This is a genomic window from Rhodococcus sp. NPDC003382, assembly GCF_053589135.1.
The window spans coordinates 1-5,160 of record NZ_JBSFRH010000091.1; the positions used below are offsets into that span (position 1 = coordinate 1).

The window sequence follows — 5,160 nt, forward strand, 5'->3', positions numbered from 1 at the left end:
GAATCAGTCTGTGTCCGTGGAGGATCGGCGCGATAACCGCTGCCGCCCTCGTGCTTCTTCACCTACAAGCCCCCGCCTGGTGAGAAAACCTCAGTGGCAGCGAATAGAAGATCAATCCGTTGATGATTCGCAGTGCCACACCCACCCCGATTCGCGGACTGGTCTTGACCACCGACAAGCCGTGGACCACGGTCTTCACGGTAGCGCGAACGCCGGTGTCGGATACCTCGGACTGTGCGCGGATCAGGAGGATCGCGATCAGGCCCCCAGCCACGATGAAGGCGAGGGAAACCCAAAGTGTGGCGTAGCTACCAATCCTCGGAATGGTGAAACCGGCGAGGTACGCGCTGAGAACACCCAGGCCCGCCGTGTACGAGAACCAGTACCAGCCCATTGCGCGGCTAAGGACCGCGTCCGGTGTCCGTAGCGTCACCCAGACGAGGAATCCGAACGCGAAGAACGGGTATCCCAATCCACGAATTGCATACGATACCAGCATGATCGGGTAGATCTTCGTCGCTACGCCGGCGGTCAGGAAGACGACGTGGAAGATGACCCAAACGGCCAACCCGATCATCATTACGCGCCTGGGTCCCCACGCTGCCACCAAGGCTCCGGAGAGCCACGACGCGAGGGCAACGACCACGCCATACACGGCTACGAGCGTTGCGATATCGGCGGTCGAGAAGCCTATCGACTCCAGGTATGTTGCCAGGAAGCCCACTTCAATTCCGTCACCGACCATGAACAGCAACATGGCCAGATATCCCCATGCCAACGGCCGGACGATTCCATGTCGTTCGAGCCATGTCCGCGCAGCTAGACCCCGGCGTTCACTCGGTTCGTACATGAGAGTTCCTCGGATGGATCCGGACGGCGAGCAACTGTGTGTCGACGACCGAGGTGGACTTGATTCGCTGTGACGGGCCGACCGTCGGCTTTCCTTGCTCGTTTTCGTTGAGCTCGTGGATTGGGTGTAGGCAACGAAGGCAATCGTAGAGTTGTCCGCTTTGTTGTGTCAGTCGCTGCATTCCGCGGTATGGAACAGCGAACAAGGTGCTCTGAGTAGGGAATCCTGTTCGGAGCCGTGGAATCGGCGGACGGACGCGTTCAGGGTAGTCGAGTAACGAGGTCAGCCGGGTCGGTGGACGAGACCGCTGCGCTACTCACCGCGGTCCAGCACGTGAGCAGGAAGTCGGGAAAGCTTGGAGCCAGCGGTCCGGCCTCCCGCTCCGCCAGGGAGCTGACGACAGTCGCTGTCGGATTCTTGTGTAGATGAGATGCCAGCTCGGCGTACGACTCGGGAGCAGCTCCCGGTTGAGGCCGCTACCAGCGAGCCGGTCGGACGTGCCCGCGCACGTGTGCACGCGATAGCAGCGTCGCGGGCGGTTGGCCTGGGAGCAGTCGCATGGACATGACGAATTCGTCCAGTGATGAGGCTCAGCGAAGGTGGTTCTGGCGCACTTTTCGTGAAGCTGCTGCCGCGCTGCATCATTCGAGGTGGACGACACGTTTCCGCAGCAGATCCAGATTCGCCCGCCCGTACATCTGCCGCTTGAGCATCTTGATCCGATTCACATGCCCTTCGACCGGCCCGGAGTTGTGCACGAGCGTCAGGCCGGCAGTGACCGCATCGAGGTCTCTGCGTAGCCCGGTGACGAAAGACCGAAGCGCTTGCGATCCGGTGGTATCGACATCGGTCATCCACTCGGCCAGGTCGTGTCCACGACGGTCGACCATGATCTCGGCGAAACGGCGAATGTGCTCACGCACGGTCATCAGGGCAGGACTGCGGTCGCAGATGTCGGTGAGCCGCTTGTTGTCCTTGTCGGTGAGATCGTCCGGATGACTGGTCAACCACATGGTGACCTGCCTTGTGCTCGGCGGGCGCGGTGGCACCGGCCGAACACGGACCTCGGTGCGCAGTGGTTGCAGGAATCGGCGGACGGTCTGCGGGCTGCCCCGATAACCGCGTTCGGTGATCTCCCGGGTCAGACGAGCAGCGTCGGTGCATCCGGCGGTGAAGCGTTCTCGCAGATACATCTCGTGCGCAGTGAGCAGCGTCGCCCCTGCCATCCGGCTGGTGGCCAACAACTCGTCGATGTGGGTGGCGCGGACGAAACGACGCACGGTCCTGCGATCGAGATTCAGCTGCCTGGCGATACCCGAAATCGACATTCCCTGGGTATGCAGCTCGTGGACGGCTGCGTGCCTTTCGCGGGTCCGGACCACCAAGCGGCCGTCGGGTACCTCGGCGATGGCCACGCCGTCGCTGATCTCCTCGGTGTCGTCGGGTGGTGCAGCCGGTGCAGAAAGATCTTTCCTATGCCGGATCACGGTTTTCTCCACGGCGCCGATCAGGTTGCGCCACAGATGCCATCGGTCGGCGACCTGCACCGCATCCGGTGCGCCGACACGGATAGCTTCGGCGTAGGCGCCGGCCCGGTCACGGCACACGATCTCGGCACCGGGATGTGCTTGGAGCCAGACGGAGACGGTGTCGCTCGTTCGGTCCGGCAACAGATCGATCGGTCGCCTTGTGACCAGGTCCACGATGACAGTGCCGTAGACGTGGCCGCGGCGGAGTGCGAAGTCGTCGATCCCGAGCACGGAGGTCGCCTCGATCGGCCGGTCGGGTATCGACCGCACGGTCCCCAGCAGGGTGTCGCGTCCGACACTCATCCCAAATCGGGTGGCCAGTCGAGCGCCGGCGCGACCGGCCACGGCCAGTCCGATCGATTCGACCATCGCACTGAGCACCGTGGTCCGCCGAGCCCACCGCTGTGTCAGTCCTGGCACCTGCTCGGCGAAAGTGGCTGCTCCGCAAGCGCTGTTGTCGCAGAAGAACCTGCGGACCGTCAGCTCGAGCACGACCGGGTGTGCGCCGATTGCAGTATCGGCGGGCCGGCGTCGGTACCGCGAGTGCACCCGGTTCGACCCCGTGCCGCAGGTCGGACAGTGTCCGCCGTCTGCTCGCGGATGTGCTGTGATCCGGATCGTCGCATCGACGAGGCGGACGGCCTCGACGACAACACCGGTCAGATGCGGCAGCAGGGCCGTCAGGGGCGCAACGTCACACCATGATGATCTTGGTCTATGCCGAATCGTCCCTGATCAGCGGCATGCCTTCGCCTTCACGGAAAGTGCGCCAGAACCAGGATCAATGAGCGCCATCACCAGGACAGACGATCCGCATGCACCTCGACGGGGCCCCGCCGCGGTTGCCTGCAGACTGGCCAGTGGTCGGAATGAGGGGGAATCAACCACCAAGGCTCGGTCCATCAACCGCAGGGCCTACGGCTTCAACTGCGCCGAGATTGCACTCGATCCTGCTCACGTTGCCCGCCCCTATGTCGACCGATGCACATGCACTTTCATGACAGGAGAACCGAACAGGCCGACGGCGTAGGTCACCATGGAAGCAGACAGTCGGAAGTCACAGCGGTTGTCCCCCAGCTCCGCCGGGCCCTCGCCAATCGCGCAATAGCGCGTGAGTTCGGCAGCAGTCCTCTGAAGATCCGCATGACGTAGCGCTAAGGTAGCTCGGTGCTCCCGCGTTCGAGTTCGCGACCTTCTGGCAATGTAGCGCGCGCCGTTTCGTCACTCGCCGTCGTTGATGTTTGCCCGGGCACCTCCGCATACGCCTGATACGACAGGGGTTACGAGGTTCTAGTGACGTCAGGAACCGCGATTCGGGCAGGGATTCCGTCTGTTGGAACGCATTAGCGTGAGGATCGAGATGAGGATGGTATTGATCTGGGGGCCCTCCCCGCCCGTCACGCATGCCTTGAGTCCAGACTGGCTACGAGTGAGCCGGTTCTGAGCGGCGCCCGGGCCCACATATACAACATGCCCCACCACAGAACAGGAGCTTTTCGAATGCATTCCAGGACCTCGCCGATGAGATTGGCAACCGTCGAACCTGCGGTCCGTGCCGCACTGGAGGCGGCAGAGAGGGACGGGGTCGGCGTCTGCGTTGCGATCGTCGACGACCGTGGGCATGAGGTAATGCTAGTGCGTGACAGAGCCATTTGGTTCACTGCCGGCGCCGCGAGAGCCAAGGCCGCGACCTCGGCGCTTCTCGGGATGACCACCTCCTCGTTTGCTGAGCTGGCCGGCGAGTATCCGGATCTCACACCCCTTATCCAGGGGCAGGTGAAGGAATCGATAACAACGTTGCCGGGGGGAGTGCCGCTGACCGTAAGTGGCGAGGTGGTCGGCGGAATCGGAGTCAGCGGTGCAACGCCGGACCAGGATGCCGAGTACGCCAACGTTGGAGCTAAGCACTTCATTCAGGGCGCAGAGGTCTGACACCCCGGCGCCAGAGTAACTAGTGTTCGCAGCCAGGAATTTGTTCGAGTATGAGACGAGGCGTTCGAGAGGGGTGCTCTTGGTGTCTCCGTGCTGGAACTTCGAGGTCCCTCGGTGACCCGAATCGGAATCAGCTCGATGGAACTCGGGGCAATGTGCATGTCTGAAGGCGGACATGAACAACTCGGCGGCGCTCTGGTTTCGAACACATTCTTTCCTGTGCCAAGGATCATCGACAGTTCCACCATGACGATTGTGTCACTGTCGATGCCGGTGGAACGTCGAGCCGGCAACTCCGTAACGTTCGGTCTGTTCTGTCCGATAAACCTGGTGGCTGTAGATACCCACCCCCGGTCGGCCTCTACTGCTGCTCTGCGCCCCGCCTCCCATCAGAATGCCAGAGGCGGGGCGCCTTTCGCGTTCGGGCAGATCCTCACCGCCGAAGCCTTCTGATGGCTGCAACCTGCTGCACACGTCGCGCCCGGGGTGCCCGGTTCAGCGCTCCGATTCCTCCCGATAAGGCGAGGCGCTGCCCGTGAGGGTAAGTGGGATAAGGCCAGTACCGCCGAGCATCCCCTGTGTGCCCGGCGTACTGGACCAGCGTCCAATCGGACCTAACCGAACTGTACCTCCAGCAGGCACGAAACAGAAGAGACCCCGTCGGCGGATATGGGGGGTGCGCCGACGGGGCCCTGTATCGCCACACAGGGGACGGTGGCGACTGATGGATTAGATCACAAAGCCAGCCGGATTACTAGTGCCGCACCCGTGAACCTTTGCCCCGTTGCAGCCGACACGCCGACCACTTCCGGTGTGCCGGCCACGGCATCGGTCAACCTGGTCGAGTGG

General features: G+C 62.8%; 4 protein-coding genes. 2 read left to right on the forward strand and 2 right to left on the reverse strand.

What is annotated here, in order from left to right; all coding sequences use genetic code 11:
- Positions 1–58 precede the first annotated feature (58 nt).
- Both ACWDUD_RS30330 and ACWDUD_RS30335 read right to left on the reverse strand, forming a co-directional pair.
- Complete coding sequence (locus tag ACWDUD_RS30330; protein ID WP_450111736.1) at positions 59–757, reverse strand: MFS transporter; 699 nt, start codon at positions 755–757, stop codon at positions 59–61.
- A gap of 734 nt (positions 758–1,491) precedes the next feature.
- The gene (locus ACWDUD_RS30335) at positions 1,492–3,105 is read right to left on the reverse strand and encodes an ISL3 family transposase (protein WP_450111739.1); all 1,614 of its coding nucleotides are present in this window, start codon (positions 3,103–3,105) and stop codon (positions 1,492–1,494) included.
- A 795-nt stretch (positions 3,106–3,900) separates the two neighbouring features.
- Here ACWDUD_RS30335 and ACWDUD_RS30340 point away from each other — a divergent pair.
- Together ACWDUD_RS30340 and ACWDUD_RS30345 are read left to right on the forward strand one after the other, a co-directional pair.
- A complete protein-coding gene (locus ACWDUD_RS30340) occupies positions 3,901–4,311 on the forward strand; it encodes a GlcG/HbpS family heme-binding protein (RefSeq protein ID WP_450111737.1) in 411 nt (136 codons plus the stop codon).
- A gap of 114 nt (positions 4,312–4,425) precedes the next feature.
- Positions 4,426–4,764 (forward strand): hypothetical protein, encoded by a 339-nt coding sequence (locus tag ACWDUD_RS30345; RefSeq protein ID WP_450111738.1) that lies wholly within the window; start codon positions 4,426–4,428, stop codon positions 4,762–4,764.
- The last annotated feature ends 396 nt before the right edge of the window (positions 4,765–5,160 follow it).

Excerpts from the sequence above, each read along its gene's own strand:
- ACWDUD_RS30330 (WP_450111736.1), bottom strand. The coding sequence starts at position 757 with ATGTTGCTGTTCATGGTCGGTGACGGAATTGAAGTGGGCTTCCTGGCA.
- ACWDUD_RS30340 (WP_450111737.1), top strand. The coding sequence starts at position 3,901 with ATGAGATTGGCAACCGTCGAACCTGCGGTCCGTGCCGCACTGGAGGCG.